This window comes from Pseudomonas sp. FME51, assembly GCF_014897305.1.
Genome location: NZ_JABUYN010000003.1, coordinates 20,540 through 43,955, shown reverse-complemented (window position 1 = coordinate 43,955; position 23,416 = coordinate 20,540). Strand labels below are relative to the sequence as shown.

22 protein-coding genes and 1 pseudogene are annotated in these 23,416 nt (G+C 60.3%); all 23 read left to right on the top strand.

From position 1 onward, the window contains the following. The 23 genes and pseudogenes from INT39_RS06815 (at nucleotide 1) to INT39_RS06705 (ending at nucleotide 23,406) form a co-directional block, all read left to right on the top strand. Nucleotides 1-678, top strand: a complete 678-nt coding sequence (locus tag INT39_RS06815; protein WP_193073122.1) for a phosphoglycolate phosphatase — start codon at nucleotides 1-3, stop codon at nucleotides 676-678. Nucleotides 679-853: 175 nt separating this feature from the next. After that, nucleotides 854-2,332, top strand: coding sequence for an anthranilate synthase component I (gene trpE, locus INT39_RS06810; protein WP_193073120.1), 1,479 nt, complete (start codon nucleotides 854-856; stop codon nucleotides 2,330-2,332). 194 nt (nucleotides 2,333-2,526) lie between these two features. Then, nucleotides 2,527-3,795, top strand: a complete 1,269-nt coding sequence (locus INT39_RS06805; protein ID WP_193073118.1) for a tyrosine-type recombinase/integrase — start codon at nucleotides 2,527-2,529, stop codon at nucleotides 3,793-3,795. A gap of 642 nt (nucleotides 3,796-4,437) precedes the next feature. Next, the gene (locus INT39_RS06800; RefSeq protein WP_193073116.1) at nucleotides 4,438-5,184 is read left to right on the top strand and encodes a hypothetical protein; all 747 of its coding nucleotides are present in this window, start codon (nucleotides 4,438-4,440) and stop codon (nucleotides 5,182-5,184) included. 118 nt (nucleotides 5,185-5,302) lie between these two features. Beyond that, on the top strand, nucleotides 5,303-5,542 hold the full coding sequence (locus INT39_RS06795) for an AlpA family transcriptional regulator (RefSeq protein WP_193073114.1): 240 nt from the start codon (nucleotides 5,303-5,305) through the stop codon (nucleotides 5,540-5,542). A 10-nt stretch (nucleotides 5,543-5,552) separates the two neighbouring features. Beyond that, on the top strand, nucleotides 5,553-6,416 hold the full coding sequence (locus tag INT39_RS06790; protein ID WP_193073112.1) for a ParA family protein: 864 nt from the start codon (nucleotides 5,553-5,555) through the stop codon (nucleotides 6,414-6,416). Further along, entirely contained in the window at nucleotides 6,400-6,660 is a 261-nt protein-coding gene (locus INT39_RS06785; protein ID WP_193073110.1) for a type II toxin-antitoxin system HicA family toxin, read from the top strand. The genes INT39_RS06790 and INT39_RS06785 overlap by 17 nt, the downstream gene beginning before the upstream one ends. Further along, a complete protein-coding gene (locus tag INT39_RS06780) occupies nucleotides 6,653-8,389 on the top strand; it encodes a ParB family protein (RefSeq protein WP_193073109.1) in 1,737 nt (578 codons plus the stop codon). Before INT39_RS06785 ends, INT39_RS06780 begins: the two co-directional genes overlap by 8 nt. Nucleotides 8,390-8,400: 11 nt before the next feature. Next, on the top strand, nucleotides 8,401-8,961 hold the full coding sequence (locus INT39_RS06775; protein ID WP_193073108.1) for a DUF2857 domain-containing protein: 561 nt from the start codon (nucleotides 8,401-8,403) through the stop codon (nucleotides 8,959-8,961). Further along, the gene (locus INT39_RS06770; RefSeq protein ID WP_193073107.1) at nucleotides 8,961-10,157 is read left to right on the top strand and encodes an STY4528 family pathogenicity island replication protein; all 1,197 of its coding nucleotides are present in this window, start codon (nucleotides 8,961-8,963) and stop codon (nucleotides 10,155-10,157) included. The genes INT39_RS06775 and INT39_RS06770 overlap by 1 nt, the downstream gene beginning before the upstream one ends. Nucleotides 10,158-10,515: 358 nt before the next feature. Next, the gene (locus INT39_RS06765; RefSeq protein WP_193073106.1) at nucleotides 10,516-11,304 is read left to right on the top strand and encodes a PFL_4669 family integrating conjugative element protein; all 789 of its coding nucleotides are present in this window, start codon (nucleotides 10,516-10,518) and stop codon (nucleotides 11,302-11,304) included. After that, nucleotides 11,301-11,831, top strand: coding sequence for a DUF3158 family protein (locus tag INT39_RS06760; RefSeq protein WP_193073105.1), 531 nt, complete (start codon nucleotides 11,301-11,303; stop codon nucleotides 11,829-11,831). Before INT39_RS06765 ends, INT39_RS06760 begins: the two co-directional genes overlap by 4 nt. A gap of 73 nt (nucleotides 11,832-11,904) precedes the next feature. Beyond that, nucleotides 11,905-12,303: a single-stranded DNA-binding protein gene (locus tag INT39_RS06755; RefSeq protein WP_193073103.1), complete on the top strand. Its 399-nt coding sequence runs from the start codon at nucleotides 11,905-11,907 to the stop codon at nucleotides 12,301-12,303. A 278-nt stretch (nucleotides 12,304-12,581) separates the two neighbouring features. Further along, nucleotides 12,582-14,594, top strand: a complete 2,013-nt coding sequence (locus INT39_RS06750) for a DNA topoisomerase III (protein WP_193073102.1) — start codon at nucleotides 12,582-12,584, stop codon at nucleotides 14,592-14,594. A 530-nt stretch (nucleotides 14,595-15,124) separates the two neighbouring features. Then, the gene (locus tag INT39_RS06745; RefSeq protein WP_193073101.1) at nucleotides 15,125-16,726 is read left to right on the top strand and encodes a DNA cytosine methyltransferase; all 1,602 of its coding nucleotides are present in this window, start codon (nucleotides 15,125-15,127) and stop codon (nucleotides 16,724-16,726) included. Nucleotides 16,727-17,016: 290 nt separating this feature from the next. Further along, nucleotides 17,017-18,594: an ATP-binding protein gene (locus INT39_RS06740; protein WP_193073100.1), complete on the top strand. Its 1,578-nt coding sequence runs from the start codon at nucleotides 17,017-17,019 to the stop codon at nucleotides 18,592-18,594. 360 nt (nucleotides 18,595-18,954) lie between these two features. Then, nucleotides 18,955-19,515 carry a hypothetical protein gene (locus INT39_RS22785; RefSeq protein ID WP_193073442.1) on the top strand — a complete coding sequence of 187 codons (561 nt, stop codon included), beginning with the start codon at nucleotides 18,955-18,957 and terminating at the stop codon, nucleotides 19,513-19,515. Nucleotides 19,516-19,823: 308 nt separating this feature from the next. Beyond that, nucleotides 19,824-20,176, top strand: a pseudogene (locus tag INT39_RS06730) (hypothetical protein). 99 nt (nucleotides 20,177-20,275) lie between these two features. After that, nucleotides 20,276-20,737, top strand: a complete 462-nt coding sequence (locus INT39_RS06725; RefSeq protein ID WP_193073099.1) for a hypothetical protein — start codon at nucleotides 20,276-20,278, stop codon at nucleotides 20,735-20,737. A gap of 113 nt (nucleotides 20,738-20,850) precedes the next feature. Further along, nucleotides 20,851-21,594 (top strand): ABC transporter substrate-binding protein, encoded by a 744-nt coding sequence (locus tag INT39_RS06720; RefSeq protein WP_193073098.1) that lies wholly within the window; start codon nucleotides 20,851-20,853, stop codon nucleotides 21,592-21,594. Between the two features lie 290 nt (nucleotides 21,595-21,884). Then, nucleotides 21,885-22,697, top strand: coding sequence for a GTPase (locus INT39_RS06715; protein WP_193073097.1), 813 nt, complete (start codon nucleotides 21,885-21,887; stop codon nucleotides 22,695-22,697). After that, a complete protein-coding gene (locus INT39_RS06710) occupies nucleotides 22,694-22,915 on the top strand; it encodes a hypothetical protein (protein WP_193073096.1) in 222 nt (73 codons plus the stop codon). Before INT39_RS06715 ends, INT39_RS06710 begins: the two co-directional genes overlap by 4 nt. 125 nt (nucleotides 22,916-23,040) lie before the next feature. After that, nucleotides 23,041-23,406: a DUF3085 domain-containing protein gene (locus INT39_RS06705; RefSeq protein WP_193073095.1), complete on the top strand. Its 366-nt coding sequence runs from the start codon at nucleotides 23,041-23,043 to the stop codon at nucleotides 23,404-23,406. Nucleotides 23,407-23,416 lie beyond the last annotated feature (10 nt).

Below are 23,416 nucleotides of genomic sequence, written 5' to 3'. Positions count from 1 at the left end.
ATGAACGCACTGCAGCGGCTCTACAGCGGCGAGTTGCCACGCCTGGTGATGTTCGACCTGGACGGCACCCTGGTTGACTCGGTGCCCGATCTGGCGGCGGCGGTGGATCAGGTGCTGGTGCTGCGCGGACGCCCGACCGCCGGCGTGCCGAAGGTGAAAGATTGGGTCGGCAACGGCGCCCTGGTGCTGGTACGCCGCGCCTTGGCCGACAATATCGACCACGCCCAGGTGGATGATACCGAAGCCCAGGCGGCGTTGGCTGACTTTATGCAGGCCTATTCGGGTGGTCATGCTGCCACCAGGGTTTACCCCGGCGTGCCGGCGTTGCTGGGCTGGCTGCGTGAACGCGGTGTATTGCTGTCGGTCATCACCAACAAGCCCGAACGCTTTGTCGCGCCGCTGCTGGAAGAAAAGCGTCTGGGCGAATTCGACTGGATCATCGGCGGCGATACTCTGCCGGTGAAGAAGCCCGATCCAGCAGGACTGCTGCAGGTCATGTCCGCTGCCGGGGTAACCGCGCAGCAGAGTCTGTTTGTCGGCGATTCGCGCAATGACGTACTGGCGGCCCGCGCCGCTGATGTCAGGGTGGTGGCGGTCAGTTACGGCTACAACCATGGCCGCTCGGTCGCGCTGGAGAACCCGGACCTGCTGGTTGATTCACTCGATGCGCTCATATAGTCTTGGGCGGTTACTTTTTCAATCGATGGATCAGCCGTGTTTGTCAGCAACCGCATACTGATGGGAATGATGAAGGCGTTCGCCCGCTGGCGTTGGCGTCCCTGAACTTCTTTCGCCTGCCTTTTGCGCAGGCCCTCGGTTTGTGTGTGACATCTACCCGCCCGTGAGGCTGATCATGACCCAAGATGAATTTCTCCGCCTGGCTGCCCAGGATTGCAATCGCGTACCTGTCGTGCGCGAAGTGCTGGCTGACATGGACACGCCGCTGTCCACCTATCTGAAACTGGCCGACGCGCCCTATTCCTACCTGCTCGAATCCGTTCAGGGTGGCGAGAAGTGGGGTCGTTATTCAATCATCGGCCTGCCGGCCCGCACCGTATTGAAAGTGCATGGCTACACCGCCAGCGTGCAAGTGGATGGCGTCGAGACCGAATTCCATCAGTGCGATGACCCGTTGGCCTTTGTCGAGCAGTTCAAGGCGCGTTATCAGGTGCCGAGCATTCCAGGTCTGCCGCGCTTCAACGGTGGGCTGGTCGGCTACTTCGGCTACGACTGCGTACGCTATGTGGAGCGCCGCCTGGGCGACTCGCCGAATCCCGACCCGTTGAACAATCCGGATATCCTGCTGATGGTGTCCGATGAGGTAGTGGTGTTCGATAACCTGGCCGGCAAACTGCACGTCATCGTGCTGGCTGATACAGCCAATACCGATGCCTGGGAGCAGGCCAACCACCGACTGGATCAATTGCTGGCGCAACTGGCTGCGCCTTTTACTCCGCGCCCCGGTCTCGACCTTGCCGCCGTCGCTGAGCGTGATCTGCAATACCGCGCCAGCTTCACCCGCGAGGATTACCAGAACGCCGTCGATACCGTCAAAGAGTACATCCTCGCCGGCGACTGCATGCAGGTGGTGCCGTCGCAGCGCATGAGTATCGACTTCAAGGCCGCGCCGATCGATCTTTATCGCGCGCTGCGCAGTCAGAATCCGACACCTTATCTGTACTTCTTCAACCTCGACGACTTTCATGTGGTCGGCAGCTCGCCCGAAGTGCTGGTGCGGGTGGAAGAGGGCGAAGTCACCGTGCGGCCGATTGCCGGCACTCGGCCGCGGGGAATCACCGAAGAAGCTGACCTGGCGCTGGAGCAGGACTTGCTGTCCGACGCCAAGGAGCTGGCCGAGCATCTGATGCTGATCGACCTGGGGCGCAATGATGTGGGCCGCGTGGCGCAGATCGGCCAGGTGCAGGTGACCGAAAAGATGATCATCGAGCGCTACTCCAACGTGATGCACATCGTCTCCAACGTGCAGGGCCGGCTACGTCCGGAGCTGACCGCGATGGATGCGCTGCGGGCGATTCTCCCAGCGGGGACGTTGTCCGGCGCACCGAAGATCCGCGCCATGGAAATCATCGATGAACTGGAACCGGTCAAGCGTGGCGTCTATGGCGGCGCTGTCGGCTACTGGGCATGGAACGGCAATATGGACACCGCCATCGCCATCCGCACCGCGGTGATCAAGAACGGTGAGCTGCACGTGCAGGCCGGCGGCGGCATCGTCGCCGACTCGGTGCCCGAACTGGAATGGGAAGAAACCATCAACAAGCGCCGCGCCATGTTCCGTGCCGTAGCGCTGGCCGAACAAGCTGCCAAGTGAGGAGCCGCCCATGTTATTGATGATCGACAACTACGATTGGCGTCCACAGACCGCTCTTGAGATCCACGGAGGTTGCGTAACTCGCTGATTTATAAGGATTGACAGTCTATTGAGTTCCACTTTTGGCTAGACGAAGCCACTGCATTTGTGTATAACGAAGTGTATAATAGGCGTGTGAAAGGTCGTTATACACAATGGCACTCAATATCCTCACCGTTCGCAAGATCGAGGCTGCCAAGCCTCGGGATAAAGCATACTCACTGCAAGATGGCGGCAGCTTGTTCCTGCGTGTCCAGACCAATGGGAGCAAGCTGTGGTGGTACCGCTATCGCCTCGGCGGTGCCGCCAAGATTTTTTCGATCGGCGCATTTCCCAAAGTAACTTTGGAAGCCGCGCGAACTGACCGTGACTGGGCGCGAGGGCTTGTGCGCGAAGGACGCGACCCGACACTCGAAAGGCGCATCAAAATTGCCGACCAAGTTGAACAGAACGACCACATCTTCGAAACCGTCGCTCGCGCCTGGATGAAGAGCAATACTCAGTGGTCCGAAGGTTACGCCAATCAAGTAGCCAAATACTTCGATAAGGATATATTTCCGAAGCTGGGCAAGCTACCCTTCGCGGCAGTCAAGGCGTCTCATCTACGGCCGATTGTCCAGGCAGTAGTAGATCGTGGCGCGCCTACCGTGGCGATCCTGATCCGGCAATGGCTCAGTCAGCTGTTTGTCTACGCATCTGGTCAAGGCATCTGTGACAGTGACCCAACCGCGTTGCTAAAGGGTTCAGTCAAGCGCCCACGGGTTCGCCATCACCCGCCGTTGTCATGGCAAGAAATTCCAAACTTCCTGAACCGTGTGGACGATGCTGGGTACCGCATCACCGTCATCGCAGTACGATTGATGGCCCTCACCTATGTCCGCACGGCCGAGCTGCGCAAGGCGCACTGGCGCGAGTTTGACCTGGATAATGCAATTTGGATCGTTCCTGCTGGGCGCATGAAGATGCGCGACCCGCACATCGTCCCGCTTTCGAAGCAGGCGCTCGTACTATTAAAAGAGTTGCATACACTTACGGGGGGAAGCGAGGTGCTGTTCCCCAGTTTCCGAAAGCCGGGAACGGTGATATCAGCCACGACGCTCAACAAGGTGCTGGAGCGCATGGGTTATGGTGGGCGGTTTTCCTCGCATGGTTTCCGCTCGACAGCAACCACCTTGCTTGGCTTGCTGAGCTATCCCGAAAACCGGGTTGATCTGCAACTGGCACACTCGAAGCGAAAGAAAGATTCGTCGCGCGCACCTTACGACCACACCAAATACGTCGCATCCCGCACTATCCTCATGCAGGATTGGGCGGATATCCTTGACGCGCTGGCTCGCGGCGCGGCACTCAGCAAAATCATGGAAGACTTCGGCCCATTATCGAAGCGGCGCAGGGCTCTGCTGAGGACCATTGAAAGAGAGTAAAGGCTAAGGGCCCACGATTACACAGCGCCAGCGATGGCAATCCGCTGCGCTCTGCGCGCGGATCGACCAGAAACCGCCGGATGCCGTGGTAACAAGTCGAGGCCAATGATCATACTCAAGGCCCACCTGTTGAGCACGCGTGCCAATTATCATATTCACAAAGCCACTGCTTGGCCCGTCCGACGTTGACGAACGTCCTCTCTCCCGTCCAGCCACAGCCCGAACCGATAGAAATACCCACAGACCACGTGTAAATGCAGATGTTGAATTGATCACACAGCATTCTCATTAGGTTGCATCACGCTTAGCAAGCGCATGGCCTTATACCTGTTTTCATGCTTGGCAACTACCAATCTTGGACAATTATGCGTTCCAAGCAACACAGCTGACCTATTTGGTCTTGAGCAAGAAGCATTAACAAAGAACGCTCATCACTAAGCGCAACTCAGCCATAGATAATAATCGGCCTTTATCGCTGTGAAGTACCCGGTGAAAACGGTCGCTCTGGTTAAACGGGGAGTACTCCCAACAGCATGATGGCCAGGTTGACGCTCAAGTAATACAGGCCAACTTTTTAACCATCTAAAGCCCAAGCTAAAGAAGGAGAAAAGCAATAAGAGGCTTGATGCTAGGAGATGGGGTATGTATGAAAACCCACCGACATCAAAAGTTTTCTATCGACCTGTTGAGGCCGCCATCCGCTGGGCCGGATTACTACGGCATAAGAAAGAAATCGTAACAGCGACAGTGATGCCTCGACAATTTCCTGAAAATTTGGACTGTCCGCGATGGAACGAGTTTCGCCTATGCACTGCTCGTATCTTCGACGCCATCTTTAACGAGGAACTTCCCTATGGCCTAAACGGAATCACGTCTAATGATCCGTCATTATGGGACTCGCCAGACATAACGGTTCGCCATATCGACCTTAAGCGCTGGATGCGTGATCACTATCCAGACCAACGGCCGGCGTTTCTTTTCAGTCGTAGAGAACGCATCGCACATCCGGTCATCACGCTGGAGGCAGGACAAGCGATGCTGGTTGAGCGTCAGGCAATGAAGGCACAGCTTGAGCAATGCAGACATAAACTGCAGGCGTTACAGGACAAGCACGATGCGTTGCTTAAACAGTCTGAAGAGATCCCCGCATGCGCACAGTGTCCTATCACGGACCGTGCAGAGACCACGTATCTCAACATTATTGGCAGCATGCTCGAACTGATGCTTGGACAGTCGCCCTCCGGCATCCCCTATTCCAATTTCAAGACGCAGGAAGCCATTGTCAGTGCGTTGATCGCCAACTTTGGCGGCGCCATGGGTATCACCGAGCGTACCTTGAACGGCAAATTTGCGAGTTCAAAGCGGAGATTGACTAACTCATCACGCTAAGAAAATCCATCTTGTATCTGCAACCTACGAAACTGCATTTGCAATGTCTTTCCCCGGCCATGTCTATTGAATAGAGGTCACGCCAACAAACGCCAGTAAGCGTTAAGGAGTGACCAACATGTTCCAACCAAATGCACTGCTTCCCGGGGAGCGCCGCATCCTGCGGCTGGACGAAGTCCAAGCCAAGTCCGGATTCAAACGCGCACATATCTATGCGCTTATGAAAAAGGGTGAGTTTCCCCAATCGCTGCGCCTTGGAGTCCGCGCTGTAGGATGGGACTCCGCTGAGATCGATTTGTGGATCAGCGAACGCCTCAAGAACCGCGCCCAGCAGCCGGATCTCCCACGTGAAGCCTAAGGAGAATCCCATGCAGGTCGTATCCATCATTTCGACTAAAGGGGGCGTTGGTAAGACCACCGTCGCTGCCAACCTCGGTGCGTTCGTCGCTGATGCAGGCTTGCGTGTGCTGCTGCTCGACCTGGACATGCAACCAACGCTGTCGTCCTACTACGAGCTACGGCATCGCGCACCGGGGGGCGTCTACGAGCTCCTGGCTTTCAACGAGCGTGACCTAGAGAACCTGGTGTCGCGTACGGTCATCGACAACTTGGATCTGGTGCTATCCAACGACGAGCACAGGCAGTTGAACACGCTGTTGCTGCACGCACCAGATGGCCGGCTACGGCTTCGCAATCTTCTGGCGGCCTTCCAGCCACACTACGACCTGCTGCTCATCGACACCCAGGGTGCACGAAGCGTGTTGCTGGAGATGGCACTGCTCGCTTCACAACAGGCCGTCTCCCCTGTAACGCCCGAAATTCTAGCGGCGCGTGAACTGCGGCGTGGAACCCTACAGTTAGTCGAGGACATCACGCCGTACCATAGACTGGGGATTGAACCACCCGTACTGCAGTTGCTGATAAACCGGATCCCCGTCGTTTCGTCCAACGCTCGCATCATCCAGCAGACGCTGCGCCTGGTCTTCAAGGAGCAGACTGGCATTCACGTGCTCGCCACCGAAATTCCTGCGATTGAAGCCTTTCCGCGCGCAGCAACCCGAGGCTTGCCGGTTCATCGCGTCGAGCACCGACGGCCCTCCGGGCGCCAGACATTAGCCGCGTTGGAAATCGTGCGCAACTTGGCAAATGAACTTTGCCCTCAGTGGCAGGAGCGATTCGCAGCCGTCACCGGCAAGACCGCAGGGAGACACGCCCATGTCGAGCGCCCATGAGTTGGCCCGCGGCCACAAGCGGTTACTGCCTCTGATCGAGTATGCACTGAGAGAAGGATGGGAGGTCGTTCGTACCCCAGGCGGACATCTCAAATTCACCCGGCCTGGCCTGCCACCGATCTTCACCAGCGGCACCGCCAGCGACCATCGGGCGGGTCTTAACGCCCGTGCCATGCTGCGGCGAGCCCAACGTGGGTGTGAACCGTCGGCGCTTACTGAACAGGAAGGAGATGGCCATGTCTGACATCTCCCCTCAGGACGTTGCCAAAAAGCTGTTGAGCGATAGATTTATGCGCAACGGCCCCGTCGCGAGCACCTTGAGCGATCCGATTGAAGACACGTACATGGTCGTGACGCTCGATGAGCTGCGGCCGTATGAGCATGATCCGCGCCTCACACGCAACCCACTCTACGATGACATCAAGGCGTCGATCCGTGAACGCGGTCTCGACGCGCCTCCGCCGATCACTAGGCGCCCGGGCGCAGATCACTACATCATCCGTAACGGGGGTAACACTCGGCTGGCGATTCTGCGCGAACTGTGGAGCGAAACGCGTGATGAGCGCTTCTTCCGCATTGCCTGCCAGTTCCGGCCGTGGCCGGAGCGCGGAGAAATCATTGCGCTGACAGGTCATCTCGCGGAAAACGAATTACACGGTGGCCTGTCATTCATCGAACGTGCGCTGGGCGTGCAGAAAACCCGGGAATTGTACGAACAGGAAACCGGCAAGCCCTTGTCCCAATCCGAACTGGCACGCCGCCTCAAGGCGGACGGTTATCCAGTTTCGCAGCCCCATATAAGCCGGATGCAGGAGGCCATCCAGTATCTGTTACCTGCTATCCCGACCTTGCTCTATGCTGGCCTGGGACGACGTCAAGTCGAGCAATTGACCAGCTTGCGACGCACCGCAGACAGAGTATGGGCGGCGCGCGGCGGCCGGGCCCAATCCCATGTCGATTTTCCCACGTTGTTCCAGGACGTGTTGGTGCTGTTTGACAGTGCGGCGGGAGGCTTCAGCGTTCAGCGCGTTCAGGACGAACTGGTTGGCCAGATGGCCGAGCTACTCGACATGGAATACGACACGTTGCTCTTTGAGATCACCGACTCGGATCGCCGTTGGGAGGTGCTTAGCCGCGAGCCTAACGATGAACCCGAATTAAATACGACGCCAGCATCACCACAATTATCATCGGCGGCATTGACCGAGCCGCCATCTTTGCCCGCGACCCCGGAATCAGCCTCGACGACGCACTCGGCTCCTGTTGCCGCTCCGCACGCTACGGACACTCCATCTGTCGCTGCGGGCCGCCAGGTAACGACAGCAGCGGGAACCGAGGAAGCCGGCGACGATCAGCGTGCCACCCTGTTGCAGGAGCACATCGTATCGCCAGCCGGCACAACCGAGCGCCTGCAATCCATCCAACGCCTGGTCGCGGATCACACCGGCGAGGTGCTACCCGATTTCGAGCACAACGTCCTACAGGCAATCCCGATTCAAGTGGGTAGTCTCTATCCAATAAGCGATGTCTGGTACATCGAACCATCGCTTGATGATCCAGATCGGCTACGCATGCATATCGCACAGTTCGCCCGCGAGATTGCCGGCGAAGCCGAGGTGCAAGACCTGGTCGAGTCATGCAAGGCCGGCATCGGCTTTCGCTGTCGGCAGCCCGGGGCCGAGCCGACACCCAATCGCTACGCTCAGGCGACGGTGGCACTGCTGCATGCCCTGAGCACACCTTACTTGGCTGCCGATGAGCGGGTCACGAGCATCGATCTATCGTTTCTGACTGAAATACTGGGTACGCTGCTACTAGGCGCCCCGGCAGGTACCGGAGCGCAGCAAGGCTTGCCACATAGGCTCAGCGACAATGCCCTGGTGAAACTGTTCCGCCTGCTGCGGCTTTCCCGTCGCTTGAGTGACATCGAGACCGGCATCCTCGATGGCGACCATGCCATCACCGGATCATAAGGGGCGCAGCCATGTCCGGACCTCACCCACTCAACCAGGCAGTGATCGCCCAGGCGCTCCATGATTTGCGCAACGGCCAGTTGCGCCGGGCCAAGTCGATGGGTTTCGACGACAAGGATCTGGACGCTCTCAAGCATCCCGCAATGGCGAGTGTGTTGGCCAACGCCAACGTGTCCTGGTGCTCGGTGGTGGTCAACCGCGACGTGTTGCGCCGCCTGCTGCACCAGGTCGAGGACGTCACCGAGGAAGTGGTGAAGATCGACCGGCTGCTGCGCCTGGGTGCCAGCACGGAGCTGATCAGCAGATTCTTCGGCCTGACCCACCAGGAGATCGCCTTACGACGCAGCGTCATCGGCCTGCCGAAACGCAAGGGGCGGCATCCGGTATTGACAGAGGAACAGGACACCGATCTGTGGAGGCGCTGGTCCTCGACAGCGAAGGAACAGGAAATCGACGTCAACGACGACATGGATCTGCTGGGCGTCGCGGCGGATCTCGCCGCGGTCACTGCGCTGCCTCTGTCCGTGATCTGGAACGCCTTGCGCGGGTGGATCGATGAAGGGCTAACCTGATGATGGATGGGCCACACTCTACGGACGGCCCCGTTCGGCTGAGCGAATTGCTCGGTCGGGCCATCGACCAACTGACACACCAACAGCCACCATCAGCCCAACCTGCGGCCCCGCCACCGAGCGATGGCTTTCTCTTCAGCGGCAACCACCACGACAGCGTGCCGCGCGCACTCCTGCTGGACAAGCGCCTGACACCGCTCGAACGCAATGGCTGGCAGGTGTTCCGTCTGATGCTCACTGACGATGGCATCACCGCCATGCCCACCTACGACCAGCTCGCTCCCTGGTTAGCCTCCATGCCTTGTGCTGAGAGAGCATCGCACGAAACGGTTGCACGAGCCCTGACCATTCTGCGATTGACACGTTGGATCAGCCTGGTACGGCGTCGGCGCGATCCCAGAAGTGGGCGTATTCAGGGCAGTCTCTATGTCCTTCACGACGAACCGCTCACTCCTTACGAAGCCATCCAACTCGACGCCGATTATCTGGAGTTGCTCAGCCAGGCACTGACGCATGCCAGCAAATCCGTCCAACGCGTGGGCGCGACCACCCTGCAAGAGTTGACACACGACCCTATGCTCAGCGGCCAGATGCTGCCGACTCGGCTGGAAATTCTGGCACAACGGCTGTCAGCGCAGGGCTGGAACGGCATATTGAGTTATCCACAAGCCAGCGGCGAACACGATTCCGAAGACGGCTCTGAAGACCTTCTTCGGAATTTGGAAGATCAGTCTTCGGATTCCGAAGTGAGCCGTTTTCCGTCGGTTTGCAGCTCACTTCGGAATCCGAAGGGAGACCGTACAGTACGTAGAAAAGAAAGTATAAAAGAAGTACGTACAATACCGCGCACGCAAGATGATCTGCGGTTGCCCAAGCGCTTCCTGGCCCTCAAGATGGAGCAGCAGAATGGCGCGCTGGCCACGCTGCAGTCCGTCGATCGCGATCTGCGGCAGGCTCTGCTGGACGAATGGGATGCCCGCTGCGCCTCTTCCACGATACGTAGCCCCACTGGCTACCTATTCGGCATTATCCAGAAAGCCTTGAAGGGTGAGTTCCGCATCTGGGCAGCGCAGAAGGCGCCTGCGGCGCCGGTCAACAGGGCAACGGAACCCAGGCCGCCACTTGCCAAACCTGTTGATGCAGAAACCGCAAAAGCTCACCTGGCGCGTCTGCAAGAACTATTGCGATCGACCTGATTCGAAACTTAACCGACACGGCGCGGAGATTCATCGGCCGGGATGCTGCTCAGCAATGTCCAAGGCGCTCCACTGTCGCCTATACCACGGGTATAGCTTGACACACTGTCTTCCGCTCAAGCTGCCTGATTCGCACCGCGCTCGGCCCCGGTAGCATCCACTGAGTGCCATGGCCGCCTATACCCGGGGTATAGCGCAACACACAGCCTTCCGGTGCGGCATCGCAACGATGCTTCCGAACGACGCTCGCGGCTGGCTGCTCCAACAAAACAGGCACGCGGCGGGTTCGGATTGATGACTGACGCCCTTCCTCCCAACCCGGATGCTGACGATTCATTCATCATTGAGAGTCGTCACCATGCCCCAAGACAATAGTCCCAACGAATCCCTTCAGTTGAACCTGGGATCGTTGCGCAGCGCGATGTCCCTAACCCTACACACGCACCATGCGTCTCGCATCTGGCATGGACGCGCTGCCGCCGAGGGGCGGCCCGGCATCATCGGTCTCAACGGCTTCATCGGCAACATGAACAAGTTAAAGCGGGGATCGGAACAAGACGATCCGTACAGCGATCAGTGGATGCTACGCATTGAAAATAAGCTCGACCTGACCAAGGCCACGCTGCAATCACTGCGCGAACAGGTGGACCAGGCGCTGGCCGGTGTCCCCGCAGCATTGAGCCTGGGCGAAAACCTCAATGTGCAGCCCGTCAATTTGCCGTTGTTTGTCTCCTCGCAGTTGGGCTTCATGGCGGTGTATCTACTGGCCGATTACGACGATCTTGCCCGACGTTTGATTTTGGCCCACCACACCGCACTGATCGATCGCCCGACGCTTGAGCGCTGGCTCAATGACGGCGCGCACGCACTGCGCAGCCTGTTCTCGCTAGCTCAGCAATACCGCTACTCGGGCTGCACCCGCGATGACTTCGCAGCAGCGAATGCCGCAGCTCGGGCGGCTCTGGAGAAATATGGCGAATTGCCCCAAGACGTACTCGAAGGGACACGCCGCTCTCGATTCGCTCCGCCAATTGCGCGCCGTGGCTTGCAGCAGCGCACCACCCCCGAAACCGAGACTGTTGACGAGTCGGATGCTGCGGCAGATCCCACCGAAGCGGCCTCATCCGACGAGGGGGAGTCAGCATGACAGCACGCGAACCAAGCCAACGCCGGTACTTCCAGCCACTGGAACAGACGGACTTCATCCAGCTGGAACACTCAGGCTATCAAAAGGGCCTTTTAAGGCCTTTTAAGAGTAAAGGAGATCTCGAAACCTGGGCCAGCCAGTGTCACGCACTCAGGGATCAATTGGTCAAGTTAGCACAGCAGCGCGTGTTGGCGCAGGCGCGGGGCCATCCCTTCCGCCTGCTGTCCGTTGAACTGGCCCAGCAGACCACTGGCGCAGGAACCGTCTTCTTACGCTGGCGCAGGCACGACAGGTCGGCGATGGGAGTCGCCCTGTGGCAAGAAGCCATGGCCTCCACGGTCACGCCAGTGAATTTGCTTGCCGATCTACACGCGATAGAGCAGCAGCGGATCGCATTGAACATGCAGATCAGCCTCCTGCACACCCTGGGCAGGCAAGCACAGGAATGCGCCAGTAAAGCCGCAGAGGCGGATGACGTCTACCTGCGCCGGCTCGCTTCCATTCCTGTTGCTTTGCGCAATCGATGATTGCGCCAGACATCCCAACACACGCCCGAGGCCGCCCGGGCACGTCTATTTCAACCACCACGGAGACTGCAACATGAGCACGCATTTTTCCGGCGAAGGCAACATCGGCTCGCCACCCGAGTACCGCGAATTCCCCAACGGCAACGACGAACCCAGCCGCCTGCTACGGCTGAACGTCTATTTCGACAACCCTGTGCCCAAGAAGGACGGCACCTTCGAAGACCGCGGCGGCTTCTGGGCTCCGGTCGAGATCTGGCACCGCGATGCCGAGCACTGGAAGGATCTGTACCAGAAAGGCATGCGCGTCCTGGTCATCGGCCGCATGGAGCGCGAACCCTGGGAAGACAAGGACGAGAAGCCGCGCGAGACCTGGCAGATCAACGCGCGCAGTGTCGGCATCCTGCCGTACCGCATTGAGTCCCTAACGCTCAATCCCAAGCCTTCGCACGCGGAGCCGCCTCCGGACGAGTAGTAGTCGTGTGCAGCAGCGGCGTATCCTGGCCGCTGCTTCTCGTTCCTGCAGAGCTATCCCCAGGGGATAGCTCCATCAATGTCCAACGACTTCCACGCGCTCCCGCAAATCGAGGCTCCCGGCCATCACACGCCCGGTCAAGTTCCATCCCCGCACAAACAATTCCTTCACGTCAAAGCGGTCGCCACCGCATGCGACTTGTTTGCTGCTGCCCCTGGGGTGGCTTGGCATCCTTGATCTCAGCAACTCCATGAACCACGGGAATCGGATGGACGGACATGCAGCTGTTCTTATGCGAGAAGCCCTCCCAGGGCAAAGACATTGGCCGTATCCTCGGCGCCACGCAGCGCGGTGAAGGCTGCCTCAATGGTTCCGGCGTCACCGTTACCTGGTGCATCGGCCATCTTGTAGAAGCGGCAGCGCCCGAAGCCTACGACGTGCAGTTCAGGCGCTGGTCCATCGAGCAGTTGCCGATCATCCCTGAGCACTGGCGGGTCGAGGTCAAACCGAAAACCGCTAGGCAATTCAAAGTCGTCAAGGCTCTTCTGGCAAAGGCGACCCAGCTTGTTATCGCCACCGATGCCGACCGCGAGGGCGAGTTGATCGCCCGAGAGATCGTCGACCTGTGCGGCTACCGCGGTCCCATCGAGCGGCTCTGGCTGTCGGCGCTCAACGATGCGTCAATTCGCGCCGCGCTCGACAAGCTCCGACCATCGGCCGAGACGCTACCGATGTACCACTCGGCGCTGGCGCGCTCTCGGGCGGACTGGCTCGTCGGCATGAACCTCAGCCGGTTGTTCACCATGCTGGGACGCCAGGCCGGCTACGATGGCGTGCTGTCGGTCGGGCGCGTCCAAACCCCGACGCTCAAACTCATCGTTGATCGCGACCGCGAAATCGCAGCCTTCGTGTCCGTGCCGTACTGGGCCATCGACGTGTCCCTGTCCGCGGGCGGCCAGGCTTTCACCGCGCAGTGGGTTCCGCCCGAGACCTGCACCGACGACGCAGGCCGGTGCCTGCAGCAGCCGGTGGCACAGCAGGCGGCGCAGCAGATCCGCGCGGCCGGCAGCGCCCAGTTCGTCTCGGTAGAAACCGAGCGCGTGCGGGAAGGCCCGCCGCTACCGTTCGACTTGGGAACCTTGCAGGAGGTGTGTTCCAAGCAGCTTGGGCTGGACGTGCAGGAGACCTTGGACATCGCCCAGGCCCTCTACGAGACGCACAAAGCCACCACGTATCCGCGCTCGGATTCCGGCTACCTGCCCGAAAGCATGTTCGCCGAGGTGCCCACAGTCATCGACAGCCTGGTCAAAACCGATCCCTCGCTGCGACCGATCATGGAGCAACTTGACCGCACTCAACACTCACGCGCCTGGAACGATGCGAAGGTGTCCGCGCACCACGGCATCATCCCGACGCTCGAACCGGCGAACATCTCGGCCATGAGCGAGAAGGAGCTGGCGGTGTACAGGCTCATCCGGGCGCACTATCTGGCGCAGTTCCTTCCTCACCACGAGTTCGATCGCACCGTGGCGAAACTCTCCTGCGGCCAGCAAACGCTAGCGGCCACCGGCAAGCAGGTGGCCGTCAAGGGCTGGCGCCTAGTGCTGGCGGAACCGCAACCCGAGGAGGATGGCGACGGCGCAACCCGCAGCCAGATGCTGCCCGCACTGCGTGAGGGTCTGGCATGCCAGGTGGCCGGTGTCGATCTAAAGGCGCTCAAGACGCTGCCGCCTCGGCCCTACACGCAGGGCGAGTTGGTCAAGTCCATGAAGGGCATCGCCAAGCTGGTCTCGGACCCGCGCCTCAAACAGAAGCTCAAGGATACGGTCGGCATCGGCACCGAAGCGACGCGGGCCAACATCATCAGCGGCCTGATCGCGCGCGGCTATCTTGTGAAGAAGGGACGCGCCATTCGCGCCTCGGATGCAGCTTTCACCCTCATCGACGCGGTGCCTGCGGCGATTGCCGACCCAGGCACCACCGCCGTCTGGGAACAGGCGCTCGACATGATCGAAGCCGGTCAACTCACGCTGGACATGTTCATCGGCAAGCAGGCCGCGTGGATCTCGCAGCTGATCGCGCAGTACAGCCGCACGTCCCTACCCATCAAGATCCCCCAAGGGCCGGCTTGTCCGCAGTGCGGCGCTCCCACGCGCCAGCGCGCCGGAAAGAGCGGCTCGTTCTGGTCGTGCAGTCGCTACCCTGACTGCAAAGGCACACTGCAGGTCGAACCCGGCACGTCCAAGCGTGGCGCCTCACGCCCGCGCCGCACTGCACGCAAAGGCTCCTGACCGACCTCGTTCCCCGTGAGCCGCGCCCGCCATCGGCGACGTGGCTCGTGTCCCGCACCCCCCTGCGGGACGCCCAGCGCGCAACACCTTCCCTATCCGTGTGCGCGTCCCGCGAGCCAACCCGGCTGCAGGACCAGAAGGTGGCTTCTCTGCGATACGCGCGATGCGTGTTCTGTTGATCTGCGTTTCTCCCGCGCACTGCGATGGGTCTCCCGATGATTTACCTGGTCGCACAAGCCATCGGGAGACCCATCGCGGTCAGCGGTATTCGACACCGGAGCCTGCCGGTGCAAAAACGGGCTCCCTTTGTGCGCGGATGTGCGCCAGACGATACCGGCCTCAGCCACGACATAGGCCGGGTGCGATTGCTGACAGCAGACGGTTCTAGCGACGACCGGGCTTGCTTATCAGCCCACGGGTGGTTCCTTCCTCCCGAGCCGAAGACCCTTGTGGCCTTCGGCGCCTTTCTCCTGCCTTTAAACATTCCGGCCCGGCCGAAGGTCGTGAGCCATACGAACAGGAGAACCGATATGCACCCCGAATCTTGCAATACACCACGCAACGCACCGCTGCTGTACGGCAGCGTGTGCAGTGGTATTGAGGCCGTGAGCCTCGCGTGGCAACCGCTAGGCCTGGAAGCCGCATGGTTCGCAGAGATCGAACCGTTCCCGTGCGCCGTGCTCGCACACCATTACCCCCATGTGCCCAACTTGGGCGACATGACCACGATCGTCCACCAGGTTCGTGCCGGCACCGTACCGGCTCCCGACATCCTCGTTGGCGGCACGCCATGCCAGTCGTTCAGCATTGCCGGCGCTCGCCGCGGGCTGGATGACCCGCGTGGTGCCTTGACCCTTGCCTATGTGGAGTTAGCCAATGCCATCGACCAAACCCGCTCCCAAGACCACCTCCCGTCGTCCACGCTCGTCTGGGAAAACGTTCCCGGCGTCCTCAGCGACCGCAGCAACGCCTTTGGGCATTTCCTGGGCGCATTGGCCGGAGAAAGCCGTTCGCTCGAACCGCCAGGGCAAAAGTGGTCGCACGCAGGTTATGTGTCTGGACCCATGCGCCGCATCGCTTGGCGCGTGCTCGATGCTCAATATTTCGGCGTCGCCCAACGCCGCAAGCGCGTGTTTCTTGTGGCAAGTGGTGGAGACAACCTTGATCCCGCCGAAGTACTTTTTGAGCGCACGGGCCTGCGCGGGGATTCTTCGTCGGGCCTCGCGTCGTGGCAAAACGCTACCCACACTGCTGGACCTAGCGCTGCGCCAGCAAGCGGCTTTGGAGAGCTGAAGCAGCCCTACGGCAAGGCCGCAATGTTTTTGGGTTTCGGCGGAGGCAACACCGCTGGACCAATCGACGTGGCCGCTTGCCTGACTGCGCAGGGTGGCACCAAGGGCGATTTCGAGACTGACACGTTGCTGGTCCAGTCGGTGACGGGCTCCATCAGCCACACGCTCGGTGCGGCCAATGGCGGCAAGGGCAGCAGCGAAGATGGCACGGGCAGGGGCGTGCCGATCATCGCCTTCACCGCCCAAGATTGCGGCGCCGACGCCACAATCGAAGGAGCGCCAACGCTGCGTGCCGGGGAGCATCGCAACAGCCATGCGAATGCCGGCGTTGTGCCAGCCATCGCATTCGCGCAGAACTCACGTGGCGAGTTGCGGCTCGAATCCGGCCATGGCCAGCTTGCTGGGACGCTTTCCACGGGCGGCGGCAAGCCCGGCCAAGGCCTGACGATGGTCTTTGGCGTGGCGCTGCGTGGTAGGGCCGAAGGTCTGGCCGCCGAATTGGGCGGCGACGTGTCGCCCGCCTTGCGCACGAGCAGCGGCGGTGCAGACAAGGGGCATGTACTGGCACCCGCCTACGAGGCACATTTCCACTACGACTGGAATGACCCCACCCGGTGGGATTGGTCGCAATGGCGGGTTCGGCGGCTGATGCCCATGGAGTGTGAGCGGCTGCAAGGCATGCCCGACGACTACACGCTGGTTCCGTACCGCGGCAAACCGGCCGCCGACGCGCCACGCTACAAGGCGATCGGTAATTCGATGGCGGTGCCGTGCATGGCCTGGCTGGGCCGGCGCCTGCTGCAGGTCCTGGACAACGCGGGTCACACGACTGCGCATTGATCAGCGACACATCGCAATGGTAGGCGCATCCTCGGGCCTGCATCGCTGATCCGTCAGCAGCTGCCAGCAGCCAGGGTCGTGCAGGCTGCGTCGCGCACCATCCGCGTCGACCGTCCTTGTCCGCATCGCATCGTGTAGCGGACACGCGCTCATCCCGGGCGTCGATGCTGCTTCTCCCTCGGGCCGACCGGCCCATTCCCGTTCTCACCGACATCCGCCTGTTCAGTGCCCCGTCGCACCGGGCAGCGCTAAACCTGTCCGGTGCAAACCCTTATCCAAGGAGTCATCTCATGAGAACCCTTCGTCTCAAGACCAACCAGCACCGCCTCATCGCCAATCTGCGCCATGCGTTCAATCAGGCCTCAATGCTGGGCGAACTGTTACAGAACGCTCGCCGCGCGCAGGCCAGCGCGATCCACATCACGGTGAACCAGGACAACCTGACCATCACCGACGATGGCATCGGCATTACCGACCTGCAGACCCTGATTTTCATCGCTGAATCCGGTTGGGATCAGCAACTCAAGGAGCGCGAGAACGCCTTCGGACTCGGTGTGCTCTCAACCCTGTACTTCGCCAATACCCTGACGGTGCATTCACGCGACAAGCTGTTCAGCGCGCGAACCGCCGAGATCATTGCCGGTGAGCCGATCGAGGAAGACGTCGCAGGCTTCCATCTGGAGGGCACCGCCATCCACCTCGAAGGCATCAAGCCGGTGCAGGCTGGGCAGGATCTGTCCACCTGGGTGGAGTGTGAACTCCTGCGTCTGTGCGAAGCCTTTCCGGTACCGATCTGGCTCAACGGCGCCGAAGTACCGCGCCCGTTGGCGAAGCCCGATCTGCACTGGCGCGAGACACCCATGGGCAAGGTCTTGATCAACCTGTCCGGTACGCGCACGCAATGGCGCTGCTTCCTCCAGGGCCTGCCCATCGGCAGACTACCTACGAGCCAAAAGCATCAGGTCGTCCTGCTGCCTGACAGCACGCTGGCGAAGCTCCCGGATCGGAAGCACCTGCTGAACGAGACGGAAGATCATCCACGTATCCAGGCTGCGGTCAACCAGGCCTACCGCGAGGCACTGATCGAGAAGAAGCAGGCGCTTGCCGCCAGCGACTTTGTCACGTACTACGCGCATATTTGCCTCAACTCGTCGAACGCTGATCTGCTCAATGATGTTCCCTTAGTGCCTTTGGCCTGGTTCAGGGACTGGGACGAAGAGCCGGCTGGCTATCGTCAATACTGGCGGCGTTCTCTGGGCAGAAGTGGCGTAATCGTCCAACAGGCCTTGGAAGTGCTTGGTGTCTGGCAGATCGAACCCGATGACGAAGTCGTGCCGACCGCCGAAATCTATCTGGAAGCGGCCAACGCGTTTGTGCTCGATGAGCCTGGTCTGGATGATGGCCACTGGCTCAAGCGTCTGGTCAAGGTCGTCAGTGCCGAGCAGGTTCGCATTAGAGCCGGCACCATCTTGCATCGGGAGGCCGATCCCGGACTTGCCGACTACGAGGTAGAGCTGGAATTGGTCGATGCCCTGTATGTCGGGCTGGAAGGCCATCCCGGAGCGGTGGAGTATGCAGTGAAGGCTGTGCGCAAAGGGTACACACTCTATCTGACTCCCTCGGCGGGGGCCAGAACCGGGCTGGTCTGCGACTATGTGTTCGACGATCGCTACGATGAGGATCGTGAATACAAGGACGAACGGCTGATCCAAACCTTCATCGCCGTAGGCTGCTCGCCATCGGCCGATCGCGTAGTCCAGGCGTTGCTGCCGTACGCGCTGCGCCATGTTGTGCAACCCAAGCTGGCCGGCGCTACCGTGCGCTTGATCTTCGATGACACCGGCAAATTGCAGGCAGTCACCGCCTGATCGGTGCCACCCCTCCACGCCCCCGAAATCGGGGGCGTTTTTCTTCGTGTGGGCCGACGCAAAACCGGTTCGCGCTACCGAGTGCGGGTGAATCCGGCTGTGCTGATTTCCCGTTTCCGAATGACGCGGACAGTACCAGAACCGATGCTGATATTCGCTGTTGTCGACATTGTCGGCTTAGCCAGCAGCCAGGGTTTCAAGGCTGCCGTGGGGCTTGCTCCATGCCACCCGCCAGTTCGCCGTCGCATCGCTCGGGCGAACGCTGCCCATGCGGGCATCGATGCCTCTTTCTCCAACCCACGGGATGAGCGCTTCGTCCCGCAGGGGCGTGGCGTTTCCCGACTGATCCAAGGAATGTCCATGGAAACCATCACCACCCAAGACCGCATCACCCTGAAACACCTCAAGGTCGCGGATTTCGCCAGCGAAGAGACGTTGTGCTTCAACGCCACCGTGCTGTTCGATGGCGTCGCCATCGCCGAGGCTCGTAACGACGGGCATGGCGGTTCCACCTTCCTCCGAGCGCTCGACGGCCAAGCTGCGCAGCTGGCTGAGGCCGAAGCCTTTGCCAGGCATCTCCCACCCGATAGGGTAGAAGGTGTCTCCGGCCAGGATGACGATCCGTTGATCATCAATATTACGCTCGACTACCTGGTCGATCATCTGGCCGAGGCACAGCATGCAGAGCGCAAGTTGCGCAAGGCCTACAACAGAGACATCACCAACAAACTGCTTTTCATCAAGACAGACAAGCTACTGTTCCTGAAGGGCATCAAGCTCAAGACTATCGCCGATCGCCCAGCGTACTTCGCTGCTCTACGTGCACGGCAAAAAGTACCCATCGTCATTCTGGCTGAACTGCCGCCAGATGAGGCCTTTGCCTTGTGGAAGAAGCACGTCCTGGGCGGCGAATCGTCCTGACCATCCGCCAGACTCCAAACTCCAGCCGCCCCACGGCCATCACTGTGGGACGTTGTTCATTAATCGGAGCATCTCAAATTCCCATTTGAGCGTGACACTTGTCCGGCCCTGGCAGAAGCTGCTGGCATGTGTCGCTGACCACGTCAGCACCATGCCAGCAGCCAGGGTTTCAGGCTGCCGCGGGATTTCCCACCCGTGCGACCCGCACCAGTCCGCCATCGCATCGAGTCCGCGGACGCGCGCCTTCATGGTGCCGATGTCGATTCATCCACCGCCAGCGGGAGCTGCCATCCCGTCAGGATCAGATCATGCGTGAAACGCGCCATTTCGAGCGTGCGCCGAGGCCTTTTTCGAGGCTTGGAAACGCGGTGCGGAAATCGCCGGGCCCGAGTGGTTTGGCGATGGCACCCGCGAAGGTCTGCACCGTGCCACCAGCAAGTGGGACTTGCGTCCGAACCTGCTGGAACTCAACGACGCCCTGGGTGTTTTGAGCGGCGGACAGCGCATGTCCCTGCCCGCAATGGTGAGTATCTATAACGCCCGCGAGGGCGCTGCGGTGCTCAAACACTGCGGGTTCGAGGGACTTTCCGATCTCGGAGGCCTGGATCTGGAGCGGCGTCAGGTGATCGCCGATCTGGTACTCAACTACAGCGGTTGGTAGGTCGACACAACTGATCTCCGCCACTTTCCCAACCCCGAAAGAGGGACATCCGTCCCTAGGGATGGTGCCCCTCTATTCATTACATCCAAGGAGTGACACATGTCCCGACACCCTTCCTTTGCCGTCGTTCTCGAAGGTGGCCTGGTTCAAGCCATCGTCGTACAAGATTGGCCGACTCATCTCCCGCTGCCACCATTCGCGGTGGTGGACTACGACACCGAAGGCGCAGCCGACAACGAAATCGTTTACTTCGACATCGGCAATACCAAAGCCGAAGCGCTGTGCCGCAGCGACACGCCCACCGTGTTCGAATCCCTACCGGATGCATTGTCACCACGGATCGTGCTCGCTGCTCTGGATGAGCCGATCCTGGATGATATCCCGGACGTCTTGACCCAGGCCCGCAAGGTTCGTCAGAGCATCCTGGATATGGATGCCTGGATAAACGCCGGGGAGCAAGCACCCACGGGTGATGACTACAACTCCCTATATGTCCTGGCAAATTGTGGACTGATCGAACTGCTCAAGTCCCTGGGCGACCCTACCGACTTCGGCGAATAGCGCCGTTCGTTTGATCCGTGCTGGCGCCGCCTGCCGGCACCACTTCCTTTCCCACTTGGGTCGATCCCCGGTGGGGGTTGGCCCTGCGTCACCCCTCACCGGAGAATCAAACCATGGACCATTCATCCAATCCTTTCGCCCGCGGCTACTACGGTTTCGAGATTCGGCGCCTTGCCGTCATCAGCTACGACGAGCGCCACCCGCAAACCTTTCTGCCGCTGCATCCATCGCAGGCTCATCTACCCGATGACAAGGTGGCGTACCAAGCGTGCATCTTCAACGATGATTTCGTGCTGATCACCGAAGGCCAAACGGTGCCCGCCGAACTCGATGCCTTGTGCGGCGGCAGCGGCGCCGTGCAGGCCGTGTACCACAGCATCTATGGCCGAACCCTCGATAGAGGCTTCATCCACGTGGGCGACAGCTACACACTGGAATATGCCCAAGCGGTGGTGCGCAATCTGCAGTTCGAGACGGGCTTCTACAGCCGTGCCTGGGAGATCAGCACAGCCCACATCACCGAAGCATCGGGCCGCTACCTGTGCGAACTGGCGGATATCGCCACACCGAGCGGGTTCCTGTTCGTCGCCTTTCGCATCCCGTACAGCCCAGCCATCGGCGTCAAGCTGATCGCCACACCCTGGACGGATGAGAACCTGATGCACGTCGAAGGCATCACCGCCGAGCAACTGCGCCGGGAGCACCTGTCCAAGGGCATGCCCGAGGATCTGGCCAACGTACTGGCGCTGGCCGGACAGGCTGACGTCAGGGTGCTGGTATTCGATGCTGATGCCAACGAGCTGGACGGTCTGACCGTCTTCGAGGAAGAGGACGACACCCCCTCTGTGGACACCTGACCAGTCATGTCCCCCCGAGCCCCTCCGATGAGGGGCTTTTTTCTGCCTCGGGAATGCGGTGCAGGCCGGTTCGGTTAATCGCAGGCCGGGCCGGCCAAGCTCTGCCATCCTGCTGCCATGTTCGCTGGCGGAGCCGGCAGCATCCCAGGCGGTTAAGGCCATCAAGACCGCGGCATGCCATTGGCATGTTGGCTTCCATCCTCCCCGGACGCTCGGCGTCCATCTATTGCACCCACTTGGGACACCCCGTCTCTAGTGGTCGGGAAGTCCCTTTGTTTTGGAGATTTCCCATGGACCATCAACTCATTCGTCAACAACTCCCGACACTCGTTGCCGGGCATGTGCCATCCAATGCTCGCGGGTTCAAGTTCGTCATTTTCGACGGCGAGCCCAAGGTATCTACCCTGGGTTTTCATATCGACCCCAAACCGTTCGAAGGCAAGGTCGTCGCCAGAACGGACGACGCCATTGTCGTCAAGACCGGGCGCACCCAGTTCATGGTGCTCGACAGGTCGCTGGTGACCGAGGAACCCGACGAGGGTGCCAAGGTCCAGGTCGAGCCTTACGCCAGACGCCGTTTTGATGGCTTGCGGGCGGATACGCCTGAGGAGCGCACTCAGTACACCCATGACGGTCAGCCCTATAAGCTGCAGACGTTCGTGCTCGGTTCGGCTCCGGCGAAGCTGCCGATCCCACAGCCGCATTGTTTGGAACTGCAGCAGCTCATCGAGCAGTTGGAGACGCTGCCAGCACCCGACGGCTACCGACGCATCACGCACTTACTGGTCGATGCCGGCGCGTGCGACTTCACTTGGGTTGATCCGCTGCCCAAGGACATTATCGCCACGCCGCCGGCTATCAGCTTCAACGTGGCTACGGCAAAGTTCCAAGGGCGCGTCACCTTGCTGTATGAACGAGGCGACGACCTCTATGCGGTGGAACTCCATCGCGACGGTGAGCTGATCGAGCGCGTAGACGAGGTGTTCTTCGATGATCTCGGCGACACGCTGGAACGCCTGATCGACGACGGCAGTTGGCGCCAGATTCGCATCAGCACAGTGCAAAAGCCGGCACGGCGTAAGCCGCAGGCATTGTCAGCATGAGTGAGCGAACTGCAGCGTGTGCCTGGGTGATCTATTCACCCAACGAATCGGCTCTCCGTGACGGCGCTGGCTTTTGGAACGACACGCTGGACTGGGTCGAACTCGGCCAAGCCACACGCTTCAGCACCGAGCAGGCATGTTCCGTTGCCTTACCGCCAGCGACCGGCCATGACGCCCGCTTCGTCGCACTGCGTGAAGTGGGCCATTATTACGGCTGAGTTCTTCGGCGGTATTTCGTCCATTCCGCACCGCGTCGCCGGTGCATTCATCCACTACAGCACTGCTTCCGGGAACCGGCCTCGCGCCGGCGCCCGGGACTGGGCCAGCTGCTGGGAGACATCTCATGACCGTACGTTTCAAAGGCGCAGATCTGCGTCCCGTTCTTGCCGAAGCCGTCGCAAACCAATGCCGGATCATTCTGGTCAAGGATCACGGCGTTTACTTCCTCTCCGAGCGTGGCGAACGCCACCCCGATGGCAGCCAGAAGCTAGTTGCTTATGCGGTTGGCTGCAATCCAGATGTCGATCCGTTTGACACTTGGTGGGATCGAGCACGCGTCGAGTTTGGCGGTGATGATTTCGGGGAGTTTCTGGATATTGGAGACGGCGTGTTCACGCGCGTTCTTAACAGCCAGGATGATCTGGAAGTGTCCGCCACGGCCACACATCTGTCGTTTCAAGCCGTACCTGCCACACCAGCAGGAGAATGAATCCTCCACA

Bases quoted from the DNA above. Each gene is read 5' to 3' on its own strand.
- INT39_RS06815 (WP_193073122.1), top strand. From the start codon at position 1: ATGAACGCACTGCAGCGGCTCTACAGCGGCGAGTTGCCACGCCTGGTG.
- trpE (WP_193073120.1), top strand. From the start codon at position 854: ATGACCCAAGATGAATTTCTCCGCCTGGCTGCCCAGGATTGCAATCGC.
- INT39_RS06805 (WP_193073118.1), top strand. From the start codon at position 2,527: ATGGCACTCAATATCCTCACCGTTCGCAAGATCGAGGCTGCCAAGCCT.
- INT39_RS06800 (WP_193073116.1), top strand. From the start codon at position 4,438: ATGTATGAAAACCCACCGACATCAAAAGTTTTCTATCGACCTGTTGAG.
- INT39_RS06795 (WP_193073114.1), top strand. From the start codon at position 5,303: ATGTTCCAACCAAATGCACTGCTTCCCGGGGAGCGCCGCATCCTGCGG.
- INT39_RS06790 (WP_193073112.1), top strand. From the start codon at position 5,553: ATGCAGGTCGTATCCATCATTTCGACTAAAGGGGGCGTTGGTAAGACC.
- INT39_RS06785 (WP_193073110.1), top strand. From the start codon at position 6,400: ATGTCGAGCGCCCATGAGTTGGCCCGCGGCCACAAGCGGTTACTGCCT.
- INT39_RS06780 (WP_193073109.1), top strand. From the start codon at position 6,653: ATGTCTGACATCTCCCCTCAGGACGTTGCCAAAAAGCTGTTGAGCGAT.
- INT39_RS06775 (WP_193073108.1), top strand. From the start codon at position 8,401: ATGTCCGGACCTCACCCACTCAACCAGGCAGTGATCGCCCAGGCGCTC.
- INT39_RS06770 (WP_193073107.1), top strand. From the start codon at position 8,961: ATGATGGATGGGCCACACTCTACGGACGGCCCCGTTCGGCTGAGCGAA.
- INT39_RS06765 (WP_193073106.1), top strand. From the start codon at position 10,516: ATGCCCCAAGACAATAGTCCCAACGAATCCCTTCAGTTGAACCTGGGA.
- INT39_RS06760 (WP_193073105.1), top strand. From the start codon at position 11,301: ATGACAGCACGCGAACCAAGCCAACGCCGGTACTTCCAGCCACTGGAA.
- INT39_RS06755 (WP_193073103.1), top strand. From the start codon at position 11,905: ATGAGCACGCATTTTTCCGGCGAAGGCAACATCGGCTCGCCACCCGAG.
- INT39_RS06750 (WP_193073102.1), top strand. From the start codon at position 12,582: ATGCAGCTGTTCTTATGCGAGAAGCCCTCCCAGGGCAAAGACATTGGC.
- INT39_RS06745 (WP_193073101.1), top strand. From the start codon at position 15,125: ATGCACCCCGAATCTTGCAATACACCACGCAACGCACCGCTGCTGTAC.
- INT39_RS06740 (WP_193073100.1), top strand. From the start codon at position 17,017: ATGAGAACCCTTCGTCTCAAGACCAACCAGCACCGCCTCATCGCCAAT.
- INT39_RS22785 (WP_193073442.1), top strand. From the start codon at position 18,955: ATGGAAACCATCACCACCCAAGACCGCATCACCCTGAAACACCTCAAG.
- INT39_RS06725 (WP_193073099.1), top strand. From the start codon at position 20,276: ATGTCCCGACACCCTTCCTTTGCCGTCGTTCTCGAAGGTGGCCTGGTT.
- INT39_RS06720 (WP_193073098.1), top strand. From the start codon at position 20,851: ATGGACCATTCATCCAATCCTTTCGCCCGCGGCTACTACGGTTTCGAG.
- INT39_RS06715 (WP_193073097.1), top strand. From the start codon at position 21,885: ATGGACCATCAACTCATTCGTCAACAACTCCCGACACTCGTTGCCGGG.
- INT39_RS06710 (WP_193073096.1), top strand. From the start codon at position 22,694: ATGAGTGAGCGAACTGCAGCGTGTGCCTGGGTGATCTATTCACCCAAC.
- INT39_RS06705 (WP_193073095.1), top strand. From the start codon at position 23,041: ATGACCGTACGTTTCAAAGGCGCAGATCTGCGTCCCGTTCTTGCCGAA.